The sequence below is a fragment of the Paraburkholderia ginsengisoli NBRC 100965 genome (assembly GCF_000739735.1).
Classification (GTDB): Bacteria; Pseudomonadota; Gammaproteobacteria; order Burkholderiales; family Burkholderiaceae; genus Paraburkholderia; species Paraburkholderia ginsengisoli.
On the sequence record NZ_BBJF01000019.1, the window covers coordinates 64,180 to 85,486 of the forward strand.

The 21,307-nt window shown below is 63.4% G+C and carries 16 protein-coding genes; 7 read left to right on the plus strand and 9 right to left on the minus strand.

All coding sequences use genetic code 11. The features are described 5' to 3' along the window. Positions 1-965: 965 nt before the first annotated feature. A complete protein-coding gene (locus BGI01S_RS23770) occupies positions 966-2,732 on the plus strand; it encodes a tannase/feruloyl esterase family alpha/beta hydrolase (protein ID WP_042328539.1) in 1,767 nt (588 codons plus the stop codon). A 126-nt stretch (positions 2,733-2,858) separates the two neighbouring features. Here BGI01S_RS23770 and BGI01S_RS23775 read toward each other — a convergent pair whose 3' ends face one another. The 8 genes from BGI01S_RS23775 to BGI01S_RS23810 all read right to left on the minus strand — a co-directional run bounded on the left by BGI01S_RS23775 (position 2,859) and on the right by BGI01S_RS23810 (position 13,156). Then, positions 2,859-4,253: a c-type cytochrome gene (locus tag BGI01S_RS23775; protein WP_042328540.1), complete on the minus strand. Its 1,395-nt coding sequence runs from the start codon at positions 4,251-4,253 to the stop codon at positions 2,859-2,861. Positions 4,254-4,255: 2 nt separating this feature from the next. Further along, the gene (locus BGI01S_RS23780; RefSeq protein ID WP_042328541.1) at positions 4,256-5,854 is read right to left on the minus strand and encodes a GMC family oxidoreductase; all 1,599 of its coding nucleotides are present in this window, start codon (positions 5,852-5,854) and stop codon (positions 4,256-4,258) included. 30 nt (positions 5,855-5,884) lie between these two features. Beyond that, positions 5,885-6,427: a sugar dehydrogenase complex small subunit gene (locus BGI01S_RS23785; RefSeq protein ID WP_042328542.1), complete on the minus strand. Its 543-nt coding sequence runs from the start codon at positions 6,425-6,427 to the stop codon at positions 5,885-5,887. 322 nt (positions 6,428-6,749) lie between these two features. Continuing rightward, positions 6,750-7,895, minus strand: coding sequence for a branched-chain amino acid ABC transporter substrate-binding protein (locus BGI01S_RS23790; protein WP_042328543.1), 1,146 nt, complete (start codon positions 7,893-7,895; stop codon positions 6,750-6,752). Positions 7,896-8,525: 630 nt separating this feature from the next. Further along, on the minus strand, positions 8,526-9,413 hold the full coding sequence (locus BGI01S_RS23795) for an amidohydrolase family protein (RefSeq protein ID WP_198488133.1): 888 nt from the start codon (positions 9,411-9,413) through the stop codon (positions 8,526-8,528). 105 nt (positions 9,414-9,518) lie between these two features. Continuing rightward, positions 9,519-10,544: a substrate-binding domain-containing protein gene (locus tag BGI01S_RS23800; protein ID WP_232624441.1), complete on the minus strand. Its 1,026-nt coding sequence runs from the start codon at positions 10,542-10,544 to the stop codon at positions 9,519-9,521. A 35-nt stretch (positions 10,545-10,579) separates the two neighbouring features. Beyond that, entirely contained in the window at positions 10,580-11,575 is a 996-nt protein-coding gene (locus BGI01S_RS23805; RefSeq protein WP_042328545.1) for an ABC transporter permease, read from the minus strand. Between the two features lie 45 nt (positions 11,576-11,620). Continuing rightward, positions 11,621-13,156 (minus strand): ATP-binding cassette domain-containing protein, encoded by a 1,536-nt coding sequence (locus BGI01S_RS23810; RefSeq protein WP_042328546.1) that lies wholly within the window; start codon positions 13,154-13,156, stop codon positions 11,621-11,623. Between the two features lie 382 nt (positions 13,157-13,538). Between BGI01S_RS23810 and BGI01S_RS23815 the strand changes: the two genes are divergently transcribed. The 5 genes from BGI01S_RS23815 to BGI01S_RS23835 all read left to right on the plus strand — a co-directional run bounded on the left by BGI01S_RS23815 (position 13,539) and on the right by BGI01S_RS23835 (position 18,704). Then, positions 13,539-14,438, plus strand: a complete 900-nt coding sequence (locus BGI01S_RS23815; RefSeq protein WP_042328547.1) for a LysR substrate-binding domain-containing protein — start codon at positions 13,539-13,541, stop codon at positions 14,436-14,438. Positions 14,439-14,691: 253 nt separating this feature from the next. Beyond that, positions 14,692-15,441, plus strand: a complete 750-nt coding sequence (locus BGI01S_RS23820) for an SDR family NAD(P)-dependent oxidoreductase (RefSeq protein ID WP_042328548.1) — start codon at positions 14,692-14,694, stop codon at positions 15,439-15,441. A gap of 65 nt (positions 15,442-15,506) precedes the next feature. After that, positions 15,507-16,835: an MFS transporter gene (locus BGI01S_RS23825; protein ID WP_042328549.1), complete on the plus strand. Its 1,329-nt coding sequence runs from the start codon at positions 15,507-15,509 to the stop codon at positions 16,833-16,835. A 34-nt stretch (positions 16,836-16,869) separates the two neighbouring features. Then, positions 16,870-17,706 (plus strand): transketolase, encoded by an 837-nt coding sequence (locus tag BGI01S_RS23830; RefSeq protein ID WP_042328550.1) that lies wholly within the window; start codon positions 16,870-16,872, stop codon positions 17,704-17,706. Beyond that, a complete protein-coding gene (locus BGI01S_RS23835) occupies positions 17,703-18,704 on the plus strand; it encodes a transketolase family protein (protein WP_042328551.1) in 1,002 nt (333 codons plus the stop codon). Before BGI01S_RS23830 ends, BGI01S_RS23835 begins: the two co-directional genes overlap by 4 nt. 135 nt (positions 18,705-18,839) lie before the next feature. Here the strand turns inward: BGI01S_RS23835 and BGI01S_RS23840 are convergent, their stop codons facing one another. After that, positions 18,840-19,787 (minus strand): LysR family transcriptional regulator, encoded by a 948-nt coding sequence (locus tag BGI01S_RS23840; RefSeq protein WP_042328552.1) that lies wholly within the window; start codon positions 19,785-19,787, stop codon positions 18,840-18,842. A gap of 98 nt (positions 19,788-19,885) precedes the next feature. Here BGI01S_RS23840 and BGI01S_RS23845 point away from each other — a divergent pair, with 98 nt between their 5' ends. Continuing rightward, the gene (locus tag BGI01S_RS23845; RefSeq protein WP_042328553.1) at positions 19,886-21,307 is read left to right on the plus strand and encodes an aldehyde dehydrogenase family protein; all 1,422 of its coding nucleotides are present in this window, start codon (positions 19,886-19,888) and stop codon (positions 21,305-21,307) included.

A 21,307-nucleotide genomic window follows, 5' to 3' on the forward strand; every position in this document is an offset into this window, starting at 1 on the left:
AACACCTCGTTCTGCCCATCGGATAAGGCGCGAGCGCAATCCGGACGCCCTCGGTGGCGGGTTCGGCAAGCGTCCTCCAAAGCGCACCTCGATAAGCAGATCAGATGACTCGGGAACGAAGTCGCATAGAACGTGGACGATAGACCGATGCTTTTCGCCGTTGCGTCGATTCGGGCCTGACGACGCCGATTGATACCCGTCAATGCGCGATCTATAGGAACGCAAACTGGTTGGCGTGGACGACGTGTCGGCTCTGCTTCGAACTCACACGGCGGCCGCGACTCGCATCGTCTTCCTCATGACGCGCGGAGCGTCGTCTTCAACAAAGTGCGAGCATCGCGGCGTCCATCGATTGCACTTTCAATTTCAATCTCTTTCGATCTCTTTCCCCATCTAAAAAAATTATTGCGTGTCGTCGCGCGGACCGCTCCCGAGAGCGTGAGGCGAGTTCGTGAGCGACACGCCAATCCTTGTGCGGTCGGCCTGCCGGCAGGGATCGATTGAAACGGCGGCGGCTCTATTAGCACGTCACCGGCCTCGCCGCTTGCGCAAGATTCTGGTTAACCCCCGATTTCGCCCCACTTCCCGCACAGCTAACGTCGCGACAAAACTCAGCGGGCACGGCCACGCGCTCCGGCATTTCGAATAGAGACAGGACTACGTGAAGAGCGCCTTCGAAGCGGCCATTCAAAACAAGTTAGGCATCTTGAAGAACGGAGTGCGGCTCACTCGATTTGTTCCGCGCGCCCTGGCGGGTCGTGACGAATAAGCACAGCGCCGGCAACTATGCCGACGCCCGGAAAGACATCAGTGGGAAACGAAGTATTAAAAACGAAGTATTAAAAGAGGAGATGTGAATCCATGAAGCTAAGTAGGCAATGCGCAAATCGCGCGCGCGTCATGCGGTCCGGACGCACATGCGTAGTTCTGATGCTCGATGAAGACAATCACTCAAGGAGACAGGCATGAGAACGCTACATCCCGTCGGGCTGCTCGCGCGCGCTCATACGCGCACGGCCTCGCTGCTGACCCTGCTCGTCGTGTGCGTGAGCGCCACGATCGTCGCCGCGTGCGGCGGCAACGGCGGCAGCGGCGGTCTCAGCCCCACACCGCTGGCTGTCGTCAATCCGGTCGTCGATTGTTCGAAGCTCGCCTCGGTCGATATCACCGATATCGGCGGCGCAGGCAGCTCGATTACGTCGGCTACCGTCACGGCCGCTACGGTCAACGGCGCCACCGTCAACTTCTGCACGGTGAAAGGCACGCTCGCGCCGTCGAACACGTTCGAGGTCGCGCTGCCAGTCGGCACGTGGACCCAACGCTTTGCGGAACTCGGCTGCGGCGGCCTGTGCGGCAACCTGAGCGATCCGACCAAGCAAAGCTCGTTCAGCTTCAGCTACACCTGCCCGTTGGTGCAGCAAGGTGGCTTCGTGACGGCGGCGACCGACATGGGCCACTCGGGCCAGGATACGAGCTGGGCGTCGGACCCGCAAAAGCAGGCTGACTTTGCATACCGCGGTCAGCACATCACGACGCTCGCGGCGAAGAAGCTCATCAAAGCCTACTACGGGCAGGCGCAGAAGTACTCGTACTTCATTGGCTGCTCGGACGGCGGCCGCGAAGCGCTGATGGCCGCGCAACGCTACCCGACCGACTACAACGGCATCGTCGCTGGCGCGCCGGCTGCTCACTTCCAGATCCAGAACTCGCTGTATCACGGCTGGAGTGTGGAATCGAACAGCACCACCGGCACCAGCCTCGGCAACGCCGTGCTTTACGCCGACAAGGCGCAAGTGCTGCACAAAGCTGTCGTCGCTGCTTGCGGCGGCACGAGCGGCGCGCCCGACGGCCTGCTGACCGATCCGCGCACCTGCCACTTCGATCCGGCGACGATCCAGTGCGCGAACGGCGCGACGAGCACCGCCAACTGCCTGACCGCAGCCGAAGTCACCACCGCCACCAGGATCTACAGTGGCCCGACGGATGCCACGACCGGTGAACGCATGCTGGCCGGTTCGCCGCAGTACGGTTCGGAAGCCAACTGGGTCGGTGTCGAAGTACCGACGACGAACTCGACGGATGCACCGGTGCCGACGAAGGGTCTGTTCAGCTACAACATCGTGACCGGCGCGTACAACCTGATCTTCACGGGTTCGCCGAGCATGCCGAACATCGACACATTCGGCTATCACGACGCAAGCTTCTACACGAACTTCCTGCAGGCCAACCACCCGCTCAACGATGCCACCAACCCGGACCTGTCCGCATTCAAGAGTGCTGGCGGCAAGCTGATTCTGTGGCACGGCTGGGCTGACCAGCACATCTCGCCGCTCTTCACGATCGCATACTACGAAGCGATGCAAAGCACGATGGGCGAGTCGAACGTGAACGACTTCGCGCGACTGTATGTCGTGCCGGGCGTGGGTCACTGCGGCGGCGGCGAAGGCTTCCCGAACATCGACCTGGTCTCGCAGGTGACCGGTTGGGTCGAGCAGGCGAAGGCGCCGAATTCGGTCATGACGTATCAGACCGACTCGAACAACGCGGTGACCGCGTCGCGTCCGGTGTACCCGTATCCGGCCATCGCGAAGTACACCGGCTCCGGCGACTGGCACAGCGGCAGCAACTACACGCAAGCCGCAGCCGTGTATACCGCGAAGACGCCTGCATGGGCCGGCTCCAGCTTCTACAAGCCGTATGCGTTGAAGTCGCAGGGTGTCGCGGCGCCGTAAGCAGCGAGTCTGTTTTCAGGTAAGCAAAATCCCGCCGATGCATGGCGGACCTCAATGAAAAAATGGCGGCTCAAATTGAGCCGCCATTTTTCTTTCATCCGCATGAGCGCAATCGCGACGCTCGGTTCACCGGCGTTTGCGTAGCAGCAGGAACAGCAGGCCCAGCACGACCAGCGCCCCGACAGCCATCCCCACGCGCGCAATCGTAATCAGCGGCGATGCCGCGCCGCCCGCGCGCAAGGTCTTCACCTGCTCCACGGTCACCGATGCAGCCGGATTCCCGTACTGCTTGAGCAGATAGTTGCCGAGCGTCGTGATCTGCTGATCGGATAGCAGGCGGCCGAACGCGGGCATCAGCACATCCGGCGCGCTGTCCTGACGATGCACGCCTTCGAGCATCACCATCACGAGGTTATTGCTGTTCGTGTGACCGAGCGCCGTATTGTGAAAGAGCGACGGCAGCCCCGGACCGTCGATACCTTGTCCAGTCCCTTCACCCTGCGCCTGGTGGCAGCTCGCGCAATACGCGTCGTAAAGTTGCGGACCGCTCATCCGGTTCGCGTCGTCGGGCAGCGGCACGCCGCGAATCTCGTCGAGGCTCGAACGCGCGCCGCCCCACGTATGAGCGGGTTGGCGGTCGCCGGCATTGCGCACCGGCGGCGTCGACTTGAGGTAGACCGCCATCGCGCGCAGATCGCTCGCATCCAGATGCTGGAAGCTGTTGTCCACGGCTTCGGCCATCGGCCCCGCCGCCTGCGCGCGATCCTCCACGTGACCGGTGCGCAGATACGCGGCGAGTTCCTCTTCGCTCCACGAGCCGATCCCGCTCAGCGCGTCCGACGAAATGTTCGGCGCGTACCACGTGCCGACCACGCTGCCGCCGAGACTCGCCGATATGTCCTCGGCCATCAGCGCATTGCGCGGCGTATGACAGGTGCTGCAATGCGCGAGCCCACGCACCAGATACGCGCCGCGATTCCACTCGACGCTCTTCGCCGGATCAGCCTTGAACGGTTCGCGATCGAGGAACAGCAGATTCCACGCAGCCATCGACAGACGCACGTTGAACGGGAACGGCAAAGCGGTCGGCGGTGGCGACGTGTCGACCGGCGCAACGCCCTGCATGAAGTACGCGTACAGCGCCTTCACGTCGTCGTCGCTGACCTGCGCGTACGACGTGTAGGGCATCGCCGGATACAGATGCTGGCCGTCGGCCCGCACGCCGCGCCGCAGCGCCGCGCTGAACTGGTCGAGCGTGTAGTTGCCGATGCCATGCGTTTTCGACGGCGTGATGTTGGTCGAGACGATCTCGCCGAGCGGCGTCGCGAGCGACAGGCCACCCGCGAACGGCTTGCCTTGCGGCGCGCTGTGACACGCGATGCAATCGCCGGCCCTGGCGAGATACTCGCCGCGCTTGACCAGGTCATCCCCGGCCGCGTGGGCCGTGGCCGCGAAACCTGCCGACGCGAGCAGGGCCGCGCACAAACGGCGTGTGAACGCCGTGAACGGTAAATAAGTCATCTTCAGGCGTTGGCGTGGATGTGTTCTGCCGAGCGCAGCGCGAGCGCGACGGCGGTGAGCGTCGAGTTGACCGTGGCGGCCGTGGGCATCACACCGGTACTCGCGATATACAGGTTCTCGTGATCGTGCGTGCGCCCGAATGCGTCGACGACCGAGTCCTTCGGATCGTGGCCCATGCTCATGGTCCCGGTGATGTGCTGGTTGTTGCCATACACGCCGTCCGGGCTGTAGCGCAGGTTCGTGCCGCCCATCAGCTTCGCGATGCGCGTGTACTCTTCGCGCGCGGCGGCCATGCCCTTGTGGACGTAGTCGCTCATCGCGTAGTGCATCTGCGGCGTCGGAATGCCGAGCGCGTCCTTGCGGTCGCTGAGCGTCACGCGATTGTTCGGATCGGGCAGGATTTCCAGCACGTTCTTCAGGCTGCACTGACGCGCCGCGTGATAGCGGATCTGCTGTTCGAGCTCATCGCCATACACGCCCTTCGCGATCAGCGCCTGCGTGACCGACAGCACTTGCGACGCGTTCGAGATGTCGATACGGAACGCCGCATGCTCCGAACGGAACGCACCGTCGCGCAGCGAGTTGATCGAACTCGGGCTCATCGGGCCACGACCGGGCCACAGTTCTTCATCGGCGTCGAACACGAGACCATTGCTCGGGTGATCCATCAGATGACGGCCCACCATGTCCGAGTTGTTCGCGAGGCCGTTCTTATACTTGTCGCTCGCGGACAGCAGCAACAGCTTCGGACTCTCGATCCCGTTCGCGGCCAGAATGAAGGTCTTGCCCGTCACGCGGTGCGAGACCTTGTTCCGATCGTAGTAATGCACCGCCGCAATGCGGCCGCGCTCATCGTGCTCGATGCGGTACACCACCGCGTTTTCGACCAGCTTCGCGCCGGCCTTCTCGGCTGCGTCCGCTGCGAGGCCGCCGTGATATTGCGCGTCGATCGGGCAGATCGGCATGCAGTTGTTGTTGCCGCAGCAGGCCGGACGGCCGTCGTAGTTGCGGCTGTTGCGCGCGGTCGTATTGGTGATGACCTCGTAGCCGCCCGGCGCGAGCCGTTCACGGAAGCGCTGTTCGAGAAACGATTCGGCGACCGGCTGCATCGGAAACGGCTTGCTGCGCGGCGAACCGTTGTTCGGCGCGCCGGACACGCCCATCTTCACTTCCGCTTCGTAGTAGAAGGGTTCGATATCTTCGTAGGAGATCGGCCAGTCGCGGCCCACGCCGTACAGCGTTTGCAGGCGAAGGTCGCTCGGCAGGATGCGCCACGCCTGCGCGGCCCAGTGCCAGGTCGTGCCGCCCACCATGCGGATGTACTCGGCCTTGTACGGATACGGACCCGCCTGCACGAGATAGTTGTTATCGACGGGCTGGTAGACCGGATGCGGCGCCCACGATGAAAAAGGGTAAGGCGACATGAAGTCGTTCTTACGCGGCGAATTGCGGAAATTCGCGACGATGCGGCCGCGATCCACACGCGGTCCCGCTTCGAGTATCAACACCGAGGCGCCTTGCGAGACGAGACGATGGGCTGCGAGCGAGCCGACGATACCCGAGCCGATAACAACGATATCGGCTGACAACTGGTCAGACATTGCTGTGTTCCTTGAATTACCGCTGAAGCGTCAGGCGGCCGTGAGAGGGTTGCGGCTCCAGGCTCCGTAGGGTCCGTATGCGTAGCTCGGCGGCTTCAGCCGGTCCGCTACGACGACGTTCATCAGACTCGTTTCGTACGTGACGCAACGCGCAACCGGACCCGCGCCGACCACGCCGACATACCAGGCGGTCGCGATCTGACGCGGCAGTTTGGCGAACGGCGCGTTGGCGGCATCGAGCGCGGCCTGCAACTGCGGTGCCGCGGACGGATTAGCGGCGATGAACGCCGCCAGCGCATCCAGCTGTCCGGCAAACGACGGAACCGTGGCGACGAGACCGGCATACAGACGGTTTGCCTGGGTCGGGTCGAGCGCCGCACGGCCGGTGATCACGCGCGACACGCTCAGAAACGCTTCCGGCGCATTGGCTTGCGCGGGGGCTGCGGTTTGAGCTCTGGCCAACGACCAGGGGATGAAGGAACTTGCGTAGCTCGCCAGGATGCTGGCGAGCAGAAGTCGCCGACCGGCATTCGGTGCGGCGTGGCCCGTATCGGGCTCGTGAGGTTGAGTCATTTGTAAGTAAAAGTCCTGATACACCGGCGCCGGGAAACATGCTTGCTTTTCGGCATGGGGCGCGATTATAGCGCGGGAGCGGCGATGTGTTCTTTCCGGCGCACAGGGGAATGGCGGGTTGGCCGGCGGACCGAGGGTTGTCTGTTGCTGACGGCGGTTCGCGGTGGCTTCGGCGTGGGGGGCGCCGTCTTTTGGGCGGGACATCGGCGTAAAAAAGCGGCCGTTCAGGCCGCCATTCCAGATTGCATCACGCCAAAAAACAAAAAGGCTCCGATGAAGTGCACACACCCCATCGAAGCCCCAGTTCAGTCTCTACAGCAGATTACATCTTCACCACATCAACCAGCGTCTTCTTGCCATCCTGATAGTCATACAGCGAGATCACGCCATGCTGAAGATCGCCCTTCGCATCGAACGCCGTCTGACCGGTCACACCCTTGAAGTTCGTACCCGGAATCTTCGCGAGAACCTTCGACGGCTCCGTCGAGTTCGCGCGCTTCATCGCGTCGACGACGATATACACCGCGTCGTACGTGAACGGCGCGTCGAATTCGATCGGATGGCCAAAGCGCTTCGTGTACTTCTCGGCGAACTGCGCGCCGCCGTCCATGCGCTCGACGGCCATACCCGCCTGCGAGCACACCACGTTGCCGGCTGCCGCGCCGGCCAGTTGCGCGAGGCTTTCGGTACAGACGCCGTCGCCCGACAGCACCTTCGCGCGCACGCCGAGTTGGCGCGCCTGCTTCGCGAACGGACCGCCGGTCGCGTCCATGCCGCCGTACATGATCGCGTCCGGATTCTCGCCCTTGATCTTCGTGAGAATCGCGCGGAAGTCGACCGCCTTGTCGTTGGTCGCGTCGTGCGACATGACCTTCAGGCCGAGCGCCTTGGCGGTCTTTTCGAATTCGTTCGCGAGACCCTGGCCGTATGCCGTCGAATCGTCGACGACCGCCACGGTCTTCACTTTCAGATTCTTCGCCGCATAGTTCGCCAGTGCCGGACCTTGTTGCGCGTCGGTCGCGACGACACGATACGTCGTCTTGAAGCCCTGCTGCGTGTACGCAGGATTGGTCGACGACGGCGAGATCTGCACGATGCCCGCATCGCTATAGATCTTCGACGCCGGGATCGATGCGCCCGAGTTCAGGTGGCCGACCACCGCCACGACCTTGTCGTCGACCAGTTTCTGCGCGACCTGGGTGGCCTGGCGCGGGTCGGCGGCGTCGTCCTGCGCGTCGAGCGCGAGCGTGACCTTCTGACCGTTGATCGTCAGGCCCTTCGCGTTGATTTCCTCAATCGCGAGGCGCGCGCCGTTTTCATTGTCCTTGCCGAGGTGGGCGGAGCCGCCCGTCAGCGGGCCGACGTGACCGATCTTGACGACCTGGTCAGCCGATGCCGTGCCCGTCATGGCTGCGAATGCTACGACTGCCGCGCTGATCGGCAGCAGCGTGTGAAGCTTGAACGACATTCAAAATCTCCTCTTTGTTTTCCAAATCAATTGGTTATGCGACTATCAAGACGGCTGATCCGGCGGATATCCGTTACGGGAATCCATTTCGGCGACTTTAGGGCAAACTGCCCCGCGTCGTCGGATTTTAGGTGCAGGACAATAACGCAAAACCGGCGATCGCAAAAGGCTTCGACGGCATCGGCTCCGCGCGCGCGAACTACGAATTAGCGTCTCGAACCTCGCGAACGCCCGTGGCTTGGGCCGCTCGCGCCGGGCTCGCGCAAGGCTTTGGCGGTTTATCGGTGTCGCTGAATGAATAAGCTGCTCAAGCGGATCATGCGCAGTTTGCGTTCATCGCCACTTCGCCGTCCGCCTGCCGCGTCCCGCTTTGGCACGCTAGCACGCATCGGACAGATAAATCGACAAGATTTGCAAAAACCGCCTTTATCTCCAAATAAATCTGCTTTTAATTTGATGAAATTAATGCAAGTCTCGCCCTGTTATTCATTAAGAAATCGCGCAACCGCCTCGCGAGTTCATACGACGCGCCGATAAAAAAAGGGGGTCCGCCACAGGCCCCGAGTAAAGGTCCACCGGCGAAACACCCCTCGAACGACGACCGGCCGTGTCCCCGAGCCGGCTTCAGCATCACAGCCGATACACCCTCTGCGCATTGTCATGAAACAGCGCCGCGCGCTCCGCCGGCGAGAACTGCCGGGTGATTTCCTTGAATGCGTCGAACACGGCGTCGTAGCTGCTGAACAGTTTATCGACCGGGAAATTGCTCGCGAACATGCAGCGATTCACGCCGAACGCTTCGATCGCATGCAGCACGAACGGGCGAATGCTGTCCACGCTCCAGTGCCAGTCGCCCATTCCGAGCCCAGAGATCTTGCAGAACACGTTGTCCGCCGACGCCAGCAGCGTCATGCTCTTTTTCCACGCGTCGATTTCTTCGGGCGCGCGATCGACCGGCATGCCAGTATGGTTGAGCACCATCGGCGTATCGGGAAACTCGCGGGCGAGCGCGAGCGCCTCTTCCATCTGCGTGTAGTAAAGCTGCAAATCGAACGACAAATCATGGCGCTTGAGCAACGCGTAGCCGCGCCGCCATTGCGGGTCACTCATCAGATGCGGACTGTCGATGAACGTCTTCACCGGGTCGCGATGGAAGTTCAGGCACTGGCGGATGCCGCGCACGTTCGGATACTGGCAATGCTCTTCGATCACGGCCTGCACATTGGGCGCGGCCAGGTCCGCGAAGCCGACGATCCCATGCGGATAGCCGTGCGCGTCGGCGACGCCTTGCAGCCAGCGCGTTTCGGCAACAGGATCGTTATGATCGTATTCGACCTGCAGATGAACCGTCTTCACCACGTTCTGGTTCTTGATGTCGGCGAGAAAGTCATCGATCAGATAGTCCTTGCGAATCGCCGTGTAATCGCCGAAAACGCGTTTCAGCATCGGCCCCTGCAACCACGGGTAGTTGCCGGTCTTCAGATCGAACAGGTGATGATGCGGATCGATGATGGGCAGATTGTCCACATTGCCTCCTTATAAATTGAGCCGGCGCGCGGCGCCGTTCGCAGTGAACGGGCGCGCACGCGCAAGCGGAGCGGCTCCGGTTACGCGCACCTGCGATCAGTACTTCCCGGCCGACGGCGGATACACCCGCTTGACGGTCGCCTGCGCGTCCGGATGATCGATCGTCTCCCTGGTCACGAGCGGCTCCTTCAGCGCGAGTTCCTGCGTGGTCGGCTTGCTGTTCAGCGCATTGAACACCTGAGTGGTCGCGTCGATGCCCTGCCCGACCGCCTCCTGCAAAAAGATGCCCTGGATCGCGCCGTCGCGCAGCAGCTTGATCGTCGTCGGGCTGCCGTCGGCCGTCACGACCGCCACCTTGCCGACCATGCCGCGCGTTTGCAACGCCTTCGCCGCGCCGGTCGCCGCTTCGTCGTACATGCCGTAGATCGCCTTGACGTCGGGGTGTGCCGTCAGCACGTCGTTGGCCTGCTGGACCGCCTCGTTCACCGTGAGTCCGTGCGTTTCGAGCACCTGCACGAGTTCGCAGCCATCGGCCTGGAACGACTCCTTCGCGCCCTTCATGTACTTCTGCGCATTCTCGCGATCCTGCGGCAACGACAGCATCGCCACCTTGTTGCTGCCGCGCTCCTTTGCCAGCTTGCAGACGTACGTGCCCTGCGCCTTGCCGGTGTCGTAATTGTTCGCGGTCACCGCCGACGTGTAGTCGGTCTGCCCGGCCTGCGGTCCGATGCCCGTGAACGCAACCGGCACGGACTTCGACTTCAGCAGACGCAGCACCGGCGGCGTGCTGGTCGAACTGACCGGCCCGATCACGATCGCGTTGACGCCGCGCGTCATCGCCGTGCGCACGTTGTCCATCTGCTTGGCCGGCGAATTCTCGGACGTGAACTCGACGTAGTCCATGCCGAGTTCCTGCGCCCGTTGCTTGACGCCGTATGCGACCCACTGCCAGTACGAAATGTCGAGCGACGGCGCGATATAGGCAACCGTCTGTTTGCCCGCCGCGAGCGTCGTGTGCGACGCGAATGCCGCTGCGAGCGCCACCAACGACGCCGCGACGACCCGTGCGGCCGGCCGGCCCGTGAATCCCTTGACTGCTTTTGACGCGCGCTTGTCCATCATGTGTCTCCTGGCTGCCTGCTTTAGCGAACCCGTGCTCAAGGCCGGGCTTTGGTAACACGGTCCACGAGGACCGCGATGAGAATGACGACGCCGGTAACAGTGCCTTGCCAGAAACTGTTCACGCCGATGAGGTTCGCGCCGTTCTGAATGATCGTGATCATCAGCGCGCCGAGCAGTGCGCCGATCGCCGAGCCGGTGCCGCCGAACAGACTCGCGCCGCCGATCACCACCGCCGCGATCGCCTGCAACATCAGGCTCGACCCCGCCGTGGCTTCCGCATTGCTGATGTACGAGACGCTGACGATGCTCGCGAACGAAGCCAGCAGTCCTGACAGCAGATACGCGCCGAGCCGCACGCGATTGACCGGAATGCCGATCACGCGCGCCGACGAACTGCTGCTGCCGATCGCATACAGCCAGCGTCCCGCGACCACCTTGCGCAGACAGAACTCGATTGCGATGAGAAGCAGCACGCACCACAGCACATAGTTCGGGATCCCTGGAATTAGCGTGCCCGAATCGAGCATCCAGTAATCGGGATCGGAGATCGGCAGCGAATGGCCGTCCGTGACGATGAACGACAGGCTGCCCGCAATCGCATACGTGCTCAGCGTGACGACGAACGGCGCGAGGCCGACGAAGGTGACGAGTGCGCCGTTGAGCGCGCCGATCACGACGCCGACGGACAGTCCCGCGAGACTGCTCGCGATAGCGCCATAGCCGTGCGTCATCGCGAGGCCGGTGACCATGCCGGTCAGCGAGAACACCGAACCGACCGACAGATCGATGCCGCCGGTGATGATCACGAGCAGCACGCCGAACGCCATGATGACGAGCGGCGCGGCCGCCTGCGTGACGTTCGACAGATTGCCGCCGGACAGCGCCGCCGGCACGACCATGCCGACCGCGAGTTCGATCACGATGATCGCAATTGCAATCGCGATCTCGGTGCGATACGCCGACAGCAGACGGCGTCCCGCGCCGGCGCGTTGCGGGCGTCCGTCCGCGAGCGAATGAGTGGCTGTTTTCATGAGTGTCTCCGGGTGAATGCGTGCTGGCGCAATCGGGTATGAGGTCTATGCCGCCATGCCGGTGGCGGCCGCCAGTTGGGTTTCGTTGACGTCGGCGTGGCGCAGGACTTCGGTCGGCTTGCCGTCCAGATCGAACGCGAGCACGGTGTCGCACAGTTCAACGAGTTCGATGTATTCGGTCGACCACCAGACGATCGTCGTGCCCTGCTGCGCCATCTTGCGAATCAGCGCGTAGATCTCGCGCTTGGTGCGAATGTCCACGCCGCGCGTCGGCTCTTCGAGCACCAGCAGCCTGGGCCGCAGCAACAGCCAGCGCGCGATCAGCAGCTTCTGCTGGGTGCCGCCGCTCAAGGTGGCTGGCAGGTCCCACAGCGAGCCCGCGCGGATTTTCAGCGCGTCGAGCAGTGCAGAGCTCTGCTTGACTTCGTCGCGCTTCACGACACTGCGCCGCTTGACGACACGCGCCGCCGCGACGAGGTTGTCGACGATTGGCAGCGTGGCGAGCACGCCCTTGTTCGAACGGTCGCCCGATACGAAGCCGACGCCGTCGCGCGCGCCGGCAGACGGGTGCGGATAGCTGACGCGCGTGCCATCGCGCGTGATCGCCCATGAGCCCGCTGGCGCGATGCCGGTCAGCGCGTCGATCAGTGACGACGGGCCGACCGGTGCACCCGCAAGGCCGATGATCGCGCCGGCCGGCACCTCGATCGCCACGCCGTCGCGTTCGATGCGCAGCGCGCCGCCATGCGCGGCGACCGCGCTCGTTTGCGTCGACGGCTGGGCGGCATGCTCCAGTTCCGCCGATTCCGCGACGCTGGCCGCCGCCTCGTCGACCACCACGCTCTGCCCCATGCACTCGATAATCTCGCGGTCCGTGATCGCATCGAGCGCGACGCGATCCACCGCCGTCTTGCCGTCGCGGATGATCGTGCAGACATCCGCGATCTGGCGAATCTCACGCATCCGGTGCGAGACGAACAGCACCGCGAGACCCGTATCGGCAATCAGCCGGCGAATCACCGTAAAGAGCCGAAGGGTTTCCGCAGCGGTCAGATTGGCGGTCGGCTCGTCGAGCAGCAACAGCTTCGCGCCCGAGCCGAGTGCGCGGGCAATCTCCACCAGTTGGCGCTCGTGCAGCGTCAAGCCGCCGACCAGCCGTCCCGACGATTCGTGCGCGAACTGCGGATCGATCAGCGACAACGCTTCGATCGCAATCTCCATCGACGCGCGTTCGCTATATCGAGCCGTGCCGCGACGCAGGCGCGGCATCGCGATGTTCTCGGCGACGGACAGATGCGGCAGCAGCGCGAGTTCCTGATTGACGACCGCAATGGTGCCGGCCGCGACGTGCGCGCCGACCGATGCGCCAATCTCCTGGCCATCGAATTCGAGCGTGCCGCTATCGCGATCGAACTGGCCGGAGATGATCTTGATCAGCGTCGACTTGCCCGCACCATTGCCGCCGAGAAACGCGTGCACTTCGCCGGGCGCGATCGACAGATCGAAGCCCCTCAGCACGCTCGTCGGCCCAAAGCTCTTGACGATCGAACGCGCCGTCAACAGGTAACGCTGCTCTGTCATGTTCCGTCTCCTTCGACGAATTCCGTGCGGCGCCGCGCGTTTGTTTGGCGATGCCAACGAATTGGGTCAACGCGGCTCGCTTACGCGACGACCGGGGACCGCAAGCCAGGCCGGGAAGGAACAGAACGGGGAACGTGCGCTCGGGCATCGACGGATCGCGCACTCGAGCGGAAAGTTGGATAATTCATTGCTGTCTCCGGCGCAGTTGTTGCACTGCGCAACCTGTGTTTATGATTGGCCGCTGTGTGCGGCATTGAAGCTGCCGGATCGGTATCGAGAGGACTGCCTGCCCAAGGATTGCCCGGCTTGTCGACAGAATGGCAGTACGAGCAGCGTGCGAACAAGGCGGTTTCATTCAACTGCAGTTGAAAAAAATTTCACTATGCGCATTCCACCGGTGAAGGCCATCGTTGCGTTCGAGAGCGTGGCCAGAACAAAGAGCGTCAACCGGGCGTCCGAAGAACTCGGACTAACCGCCTCCGCAGTGAGTCATCAGATCAGCAATCTCGAGTCGGTCATCGGCCAGCCGCTCTTTTACCGCTCGGGCCGAGGGCTCGTTCTTACGCCGACTGGCGAGCGTTATCTGTCCGACGTAACGGGGTCGCTCGCCGACCTGAGCCGCGCCACCGAGCGCGCGTCGAGCCGTACCGACGTCGATATCCTGCGCGTGCATTCGAGTCCGAGCTTCGGGCTCATGTGGCTGCTGCCGCGGCTCGCGTCGTTTCAGGAAGCCAACGACGATATCCAGTTGAACCTCGCCTGCTCGTATGAGGACGTGTCGTTCACCAGCGGTTACTACGACGTCGACCTGCGCCACGGCTACGCGAACTGGCGCGACCTGGAAGTGCGCACGCTGCGCGGCGAATACATCACGCCGCTCGCGTCGCCGAAATATCTGGAAAGCCATCCGGTCAGCGCGCCCGAAGACCTGCTGAAACATCGGCTGATCTATTCGGAAACGCCGCTCGTGCAGTGGAAGCAATGGTTCGGGCGCACCGGCGTGTCGGCTGCCCACAAGACCTTCGACTTTTCGTTCGACCGCTCGTACATGTCGCTGGAAACAGCCGCGCTCGGTCTCGGCATCGCGCTCGAAAGCATGATGCTCGCGTCGGTGCGAATGAAGGAAGGCGCGCTCGTGCCGGTCTTCGACGACACACATGCGGTCGAAGTCGGTGCGCATCATCTGGTGTATCCGCCGCAGAACGCGGAGTTGCCACGGGTCGCGCGCTTTATCGCGTGGATCGAGCGCGAGGTCGGGCGCATGGATCGCAACAACACCTGAAGCCGCGCATAAGTCCACGCGTAACACCCGCGCGTCGCGCCGAACTTTTCACCAGGGTTTTCCAGCACGCATTGACCCGCATGCTTGCCTGCATCGCGGCCCGTGCGCCGATGCCGCGTCGCACCATGCACGCGATGCGTTCGCGCAGCACGTCACCTGAAAATTTCTCAAACATAGTTGAGCCGGACGTCGTTGATAGGACCGGGCGCGCGGTAGACACTTGCGCCATCAGATCAACACTCAGGAGACAACCATGCTGCTCGAGAACAAAGTCATCATCATCACCGGAGCGGCGTCGCCGCGCGGTATCGGCAAGGCAGCCGCCAAAGCGCTCGCGGAACAGGGCGCGCGCATCGTGATCCTCGATCTGCGCGATGAAGAGGCGAAGCGGGCCGCCGCCGATCTCGGCGACGCGCATCTAGGTCTCGCCTGCGACGTCACCGACAAGCTCGCATGCGAGTCGGCCGCGAAGGCGACGCTCGAACGCTACGGCCGCATCGACGGCCTCATCAACAATGCCGGCATCACGCAGCCGGTCCGCACGCTCGACATCACCGCTGCGGGCTTCGACGCGATCGTCGACGTCAATCTGCGCGGCACGCTCTACATGTCGCAGGCGGTTCTGCCGGCAATGAAAGAGCGCAAGAGCGGCAGCATCGTCTGCATGTCGTCGGTCTCCGCGCAACGCGGCGGCGGCATTTTCGGCGGCCCTCACTACAGCGCGGCGAAAGCCGGCGTGCTCGGCCTTTCACGGGCGATGGCACGCGAGTTCGGCGCCGACAGCATTCGCGTGAACTCGATCACGCCGGGCCTGATCCAGACCGACATCACCGGCGACAAGCTCACGCCGACCATGCGCGCGGACATCATCAAGGGCATTCCGCTCGGCCGGCTCGGCGATGCAAGCGATGTGGCGAACGCGTGTCTGTTCCTCGTCAGCGACCTGTCGACGTATCTCACGGGTATCACGCTCGACGTGAACGGCGGCATGCTCATTCACTAGCCACGCATCAGCAGCAGTCACGTGCAAGGCACCCGGGCCCACCCGGGGCATGGAAGGAGACAGACATGAAATCGAAGTCCACGGCTTTACCCGTTCCCGCCGATCTCGCGCCCCCTACTGACTCGGCCAGCTTCGAGTCGAAAACCTACGCGAAAGTCAGTCGCCGGCTGATCCCGTTTCTGATGCTGTGCTATCTCGGCGCCTATCTCGACCGCGTCAACGTCGGCTTCGCGAAGTTGCAGATGCTCAGCGACCTGCGCTTTAGCGAAACCGTCTACGGCATGGGCGCGGGCATTTTCTTTCTCGGCTACTTCCTGTTCGAAGTGCCGAGCAACCTGATTCTGCATCGCGTCGGCGCGCGCCGCTGGCTCGCGCGCATCATGCTGACCTGGGCGGTGATCTCCGCGAGCTTCGTGTTCGTAAAATCGCCGACCGCCTTTTACGTGCTGCGCTTTCTGCTCGGCGTCGCGGAAGCGGGCTTCGCGCCCGGTGTGATTCTCTATCTGACGTACTGGTTTCCGGCTGCACGCCGCGCCAAGGCGCTGTCGCTGTTCTTCATGGCGATTCCGCTCGCGGGCATGGTCGGTGGACCGCTGTCCGGCTGGATCATGCACTCGCTGCAAGGCACGTTCGATCTGGCCGGCTGGAAGTGGCTGTTCATGCTCGAAGCACTGCCGTCGCTCGTGCTCGGCGTCGCGATCCTGCTCTACCTCGACGACAGCATCGCCAAAGCGAAGTGGCTCACGGACTCCGAAAAGAATCTGCTCGCCCGCAACGTTGCCAATGACAACGCGCACAAGATCGCGCACGTGTCGATCAGATCGTTCATCGGCGACCGCCGCTTGTGGCTGATGGCGTCGATCTACTTCTGCGTGGTGCTCGGCCAGTACGGCCTGACGTTCTGGCTGCCGACCATCATCCGCAAGTCGGGCGTCGCCGACCCGCTGTGGATCGGCGTGTTCACCGCGAGTCCGTATCTGTGCGCAATCATCGCGCTGCCGTTGATCGGCATGAGCGCGGACCGTCGCCGCGAACGCCGCCTGCATCTGGCCATTCCGATGCTGATCGCCGCAGCCGCCTTCATCGTGCTGCCCACCCTCGGCAGCGTGCCGGCCTCGATCGTCTGCCTGAGCGTGGCGGCCGCCGGCATCCTCGCGTCGTCCTCCCAATTCTGGTCTTTGCCGACCGCGCTGCTTGGCGGCATGTCGGCTGCGGCCGGCATCGCGGCGGTGAATTGCTTCGCCAATCTCGCGGGCTTCTTCTCTCCGGCGATCGTCGGCTGGCTGAACGACCTGACCGGCAAATCGACCGCCGGGCTGATCTTCATCTCACTGGCCATCGCGCTCGGCGCCGCGCTGGTGTTCCTGGTGCCCGCGAAGTCGGTGAACCGCTGAACTCATGCTTTTACGACCCATCATTGGAGACGACATGAACCAACCATCCACGGCGACGCTCGCCGATCACGCGTACCGAATCCGCAAGAACGCTCTATTGATGGGCGAGGTGCAGGGCCAGGGCTACATCGGGCAAGCGCTCGACATCGCCGACGTACTGGCCGTCGCCTACTTCGGTGCGATGAACTACCGCCCCGAAGACCCGGATTGGGAAGAACGCGACCGCTTCCTGCTCTCCAACGGCCACTACGCGATTGCACTCTATGCGGCGCTATTCGCAGCGGGCTTTTTGCCGCCCGAAGAACTCGAAACGTACGGCAGCGACGACAGCCGCTTGCCGATGTCGGGGATGGCGAGCTACACGCCCGGCATGGAGATGTCCGGCGGCTCGCTCGGCCAGGGTCTGACGATCGCGGTCGGCCGTTGCCTCGGCCTGAAGCGCAAAGGTTCGAAGTCCTTCGTGTACACGCTGTTCTCCGACGGCGAACTCGACGAAGGCGCGATCTGGGAGGGGCTGATGTCAGCGAGTCACTGGAAGCTCGACAACCTGATCGCGATTGTCGACGTGAACAATCAGCAGGCGGACGGTCCCTCGACACAAATCATGGCGTTCGAGCCGCTCGTCGACAAGCTGGAAGCGTTCGGCTGGTTCACGCAACGTGTCGACGGCAACGACATCGCCGCCGTGGCCGCCGCGTTCGACGCGGCCCGCAAGCATCCAGGCGAGCAACCGCGCATGATCGTCGCCGATACGCGCATGGGCTGCGGTGTGCCGTTTCTCGAACAGCGCGAGAAAAACCACTTTATCCGCGTCGATGCCCATGAGTGGCAACTGGCGCTGCAAGCACTCGAAGCAGGGAGACAAGCATGAGCAATACCACCACCAGCAAGCCGCGCCTGAAGACCTCGGCGATGATCGCGTCGATCGCCGGCGAAGGACAGCTCACGCGTTCCGCGCCCTTCGGTCACGCGCTGGTCGAACTCGCGCGACAGAAGCAGAACGTGATCGGCATGACCGCCGACCTCGGCAAGTACACGGACCTGCACATCTTCGCGAAGGAGTTTCCCGAGCGCTTCTATCAGATGGGCATGGCCGAGCAATTGCTCATGGGCGCGGCCTCGGGCTTCGCGCACGAAGGCGCGCAACCGTTCGTCACCACGTACGCGGTGTTCGCGACGCGCCGCGCTTACGACTTCATGCACCAGACGATTGCCGAAGACAATCTCGACGTGAAGATCGTCTGCGCGCTGCCGGGCCTGACGACCGGCTATGGTCCCAGCCACCAGGCCGCCGAAGATCTTGCGTTGATGCGCGCGATGCCGAACATGACCGTGATCGATCCGTGCGACGCGCTCGACATCGAGCAGATGGTGCCCGCCATCGCCGCGCACAAGGGCCCGGTGTATGCCCGCCTGCTGCGCGGCAACGTGCCGGCGGTGCTCGACGAATACGACTATCAGTTCGAACTCGGCAAAGCGAAGCTGCTGCGCGACGGCGCGGAAGTGCTGGTGATTTCGTCGGGCATCATGACGATGCGCGCGCTCGAAGTGGCGAAAGCGCTCGAACGCGATCGCGTCGGCGTGGCCGTGCTGCATGTGCCGACCATCAAGCCGCTCGACACGGAGACGATCGTGCGCGAAGCGAAGCGCTCGGGGCGGCTCGTGGTGGTGGCGGAGAACCATACGGTGATCGGCGGGCTCGGCGAAGCGGTTGCCGCGGAGTTGATGCGCGAGGGTGTCGCGTGCCGCTTCAGACAGATTGGGTTGCCGGACGCGTTCCTCGACGCCGGCGCGCTGCCGACGTTGCATGACCGGTATGGGATTTCGACCGAAACGATGTCGGAAGCGATCAAGGGCTGGCTGGGGTGAGAGGTTGCGCGCGGAATCCCCTGGTTGGAGGCGCTGCTGTGTGGGGCGCCTGCAACTGCGCGGCTGGGTTCGGCGTGATTTCTCGCGCCGACTCGCAACCCGGACCCCACCCTCGGGCTCATATAGTAGAGCCCGTTATTTGCGCGCCTTCGGTTTCTGTATCACCTTCGGCTTCGGCTTCGGCTTGCTTTGCGCACTCGCTGCCTCGCGGATCATCTCGATCAACGCGCGCAACCCGGCCGGCACATTGCGACGTCCCGGATAGTACAGACATAGCCTGTCGAGCGGCGGCGTCCAGTCTTCCAACACGCGCACCAGCGTGCCGGCTTTCAGGTCCGCGGCCACATTCCACTCCGTCAGATAGGTGAGCCCGAGGCCGGCACGCGCGGCGGTCAGCATCAGCCCCGGTTCGTCGAGCGTCAACGCACCGTTGCCGTCGAAGCGCACGGTCTCGCCGTGTCGCTCGAATTCCCATTGATAGATCGCACCGCTCGGCATGCGCGTACGGATACAACGGTGCGCATTCAACTCGGCGGGCGTGCGAGGCCGTTTGTGTTCCGCGAAATACGCCGGACTGCCGACCACCGCAAAACGCTGAGCGTCGCCGAACGGCACCGCGATCATGTCCTGCGGCACGCTGTCCGCGAGTCGAATGCCCGCATCGAATCCGTCGACGACGATATCGATCAGGCGGCCCTCGGTGACGAGATCGATCTTCATCTCCGGATAGCGTTGCAGGAATGCGATAAAGAGCGGCATCACCTGGTTCGCGGCGCCGGTGGAGGTGTTGATGCGCAATGTTCCCGACGGCGTGTCGCGAAAGCTGCCGGCCTGCTCGATCGCGTCGCGGATCGTCGCGAGCGCGGGCGCGACGCTGGCGACGAACTGCTCACCGGCTTCGGACAAGGACACGCTGCGCGTCGTGCGATTGAATAGCCGCACGCCGATACGCGCTTCGAGCGCCGCGACCGCATGACTGAGTGCTGACGTCGACACGCCCAGTTCTATCGCCGCCGCCCGAAAGCTGCGACGGCGCGATACCGCGAGCACCGCTTCCAGTTCTCCCAAACCCGATGTCTTCATTGTCCTGGATCGCTCAATACGTCATCCACGATTGTACGGCTAGTCAGCACAATGCCGTGGGGCTATCTTGAGCGGTAACGCAATTCAGGAGAAGGGCAATGCAGATCATTGACACGATTTATATCGACGGCGCGTTCGTCACGCCGCACGGCGACGAAATGTTCGACCTGTTCAATCCCGCGACGGAGCAGGTGATCGGCCGCGTGCGTCTTGCCGATGCCGAGGATGCGCGCGCCGCGATCGCAGCGGCGAAGCGCGCCTTTCCAGCATTCTCGCGCACCGACAAGCGCGAGCGAATCGACATGCTCGAGCGCATGCACGCCGCCGTCATCGCTCGCGAAGACGCGCTGTACGAAGCGATCACCGTCGAATACGGCGCGCCCGTGTCGCGCGGACGATGGATGGCGCGCCACGCGAGCAGTGTGCTGCTGGATGCCGCGCAACTCCTGCGCGACTATCCGTTCACCCGGCGCGCCGGCACAGCGGAGGTGACGATGCAGCCGCTCGGCGTCGCCGGTTTGATCACGCCATGGAACAGCGACGCGGGTTTCATCTGCGGCAAGCTCGCGGCGGCGCTCGCAGCCGGTTGTACCGCCGTCGTCAAGCCGAGCGAGATGAGCGCAATGCAGACGCACATCGTCACCGAAGCGCTGCACGATGCCGGGTTGCCGCCGGGCGTGTTCAACATCGTGACCGGCCGGGGCGACACGGTCGGCGCGGAAATCAGTGCGCATCCGGACGTCGCCAAACTGTCTTTCACCGGTTCCACCGCCGTCGGCAAGACGATCTTGCGCACCGGAGCCGAGACGCTGAAACGGGTGACGCTGGAACTCGGCGGCAAGTCGCCGGTGATCGTGCTGGACGACGCGGACTTCGAGCAGGCCGTGCCGCTCGCGCTGCAGGCCGGCTTCATGAACAGCGGGCAAGCGTGCATTGCGGGCACGCGAATTCTCGTGCCGCACACGCGGCTCGCTGAATTCGAAGCGCGGGTGAAGCAGGAGATGGAACAGGTCCACGCGGGTGACCCGCGCGATCCGCAAACGACCATCGGCCCCATGGTCAGCCGCAAGCAATGGGACCGCGTGCAGCGTTATATCCGCATCGGCATAGACGAAGGCGCGCGGCTGATCGCCGGCGGCGAGGGGCGGCCGGAAGGCGTCGACGCAGGCTGGTTCGTCCGTCCGACTATATTCGGCGACGTTACGAACGAGATGACGATTGCGCGCGAAGAAATTTTCGGCCCTGTGCTTTCGATCATCGCGTATCACGATACCGAGGAATCGATCAGGATCGCCAACGATACGCCTTACGGCTTGCAAGCGTATGTGCTGTCTGGCGATATCCAGCGCGCGCACGCCGTCGCGTCGCGAATCGAAGCGGGACGCGTGCTCGTCAACACACTCGCGCATGACCCCGCCGCGCCGTTTGGCGGCTTCAAGCAATCCGGCATCGGGCGCGAGTACGGCACGTTCGGGCTGGAGGCGTTTCTCGAACCTAGGTCGGTGCTCGGTGTGCTGTGA